The 1,768-nt window shown below is 71.8% G+C and carries 1 protein-coding gene; it reads right to left on the bottom strand.

Translation table 11 applies throughout. The features are described from left to right. Nucleotides 1–1,767, bottom strand: a 1,767-nt coding sequence (locus CCN51_RS49735) for a putative bifunctional diguanylate cyclase/phosphodiesterase (RefSeq protein WP_086861137.1), incomplete at its 3' end; no start/stop codon positions are given. Nucleotide 1,768: the final 1 nt, after the last annotated feature.

The raw sequence follows: 1,768 nt of genomic DNA, 5'->3' as shown, positions 1-1,768 counted from the left end.
CCCGCCCGTGGCCGCCGGACCGTATCTCCGCCATGATCGGCGGCCATCCGGCGGCACCGGGCGGGAGTAGAACCAGCCCTGTCCGGTGTCGCAGCCGATCCGCGCCAGTCGCTCCGCCTGCTCGGCGCTCTCCACGCATTCGGCGGTCACCGTGAGACCGAGCCGGTGCGCGAGCTCGACGAGCGCCTGGACGATCGTTTCGTCTGCCGGGTTCGGGTGTTCCTCCGCCCGGAACCCCTGGACGAACGATCCGTCGAGCTTGAGCGTGGAGACGGGGAGCCGGCTCAGATAGGCGAGGTTGGAGTAGCCGGTGCCGAAGTCGTCGATGGCGATGGCCACCCCCATCTCGCTGAGTCGCAGCAGCGCCTGGAGCGGCCGTCCCGCCGAGCCCATCACCGCGGACTCGGTGAGCTCCAACTGGAGCAGATGCGGTGGCAGGCCGGTCTCGGCGAGGATCGAGCCGACCTCCGCGACCAGATCCGAGTCCCAGACCTGGCGGACCGCCACATTGACGCTGACGATCAGCGGGTTGAGGGGGTGGGCCAACTGCCATGCGCGGGCCTGGCGGCAGGCCGTCCGCAGCACCCACCGCCCCAGGGGGACGATCGCGCCGTTCTCCTCCGCCAGCGAGATGAACCGATTCGGCGACAGCCTGCCGAATCGCGGATGCTCCCAGCGCACCAGCGCTTCCACGCCCTTCACCACGCCGTCGACCAACCCGACCAGCGGCTGGTAGTCGAGCACGAACTCCTCCCGCTCGACCGCCGGACGCAGCGTGCTGGACAGCGCCTGCCGGGTCATCCGGTGCGCGTTGCGCTCCGGGTCGAAGAGCGTCCAGCGCGCCTTGCCGTCCTCCTTGGCCCAGTACAGCGTGGTGTCCGCGGCCTGCATCAGCCAGGTGGTGTGCGTCCCGGCGGCGGGCCGCTCCACCACGCCGATGCTGGCCGACACCGACAGCCGCTGCCCGGCCACGTCGAACGGCTGCTGCAGCGCCGCCAGTACGGACTTGGCCAGCTCGCACAGCTGCTCCGTACCGGTGGAGTCCCGGACCAGCAGGGCGAACTCGTCGCCGCCGAGCCGCGCCACCAGATGGCCGTCGGGTGCGGCGCATTCGGTGAGCCGCTGGGCGACCGCGCCGAGCAGCCGGTCTCCGACGCGGTGGCCGAGCGTGTCGTTGATCGCCTTGAAGCCGTCGAGGTCGAGATAGCACAGCCCGATCCGCCCGGTGCCGCCCCGGTCGTATGCGGCGGCCTCCAGCGCGGAGGTCAGCCGCTCGAAGAAGAGATTGCGGTTGGGCAGCCGGGTCACCGGGTCGTGCATCTGCAGATGGCGCAGCCGCCCCTGCAGATCGCGCCGCTCGCTGACGTCGGCCATCGACAGCAGCACACTGCAGCTGTCCGGCACCGGCTCGACGGTGATCTCCGCCCATAGGGCATGGCCGTCGGGGCGTTGCAGCCGACGGGTGCAGCACAGCCGCGCGCGGCGGCCGTGCAACACATCGCGGTACTCGCTCCAGGTGCGCGAATCCTCGCGCAGATCGGCCAGGTCCGCGGCGTTGCGCGCGATCAGCCGGGCCGGCTCGGCGCCCAGCAGCGCGCCGAGCGCGGGGTTGGCGTCGAGCACTATGCCCTCGCGGTTGATGACGGCCATGGCGAGCCGCGCCGCGTTGAACGCGGCGCGGTAGTCACTCGGCGCGGCGCCGGGCGGTGGCGTGGAGCCGGTCGGCCCGGCGCTGGGCGCCGCGTTACGTTCCGTGATCGTTGGCAGA

The organism is Streptomyces milbemycinicus (assembly GCF_002154605.1).
Lineage (GTDB): Bacteria > Actinomycetota > Actinomycetes > Streptomycetales > Streptomycetaceae > Streptomyces > Streptomyces milbemycinicus.
The sequence above is the reverse complement of the archived record's forward strand: the minus strand, read 5'-3'. Positions and strand labels throughout refer to the sequence as shown.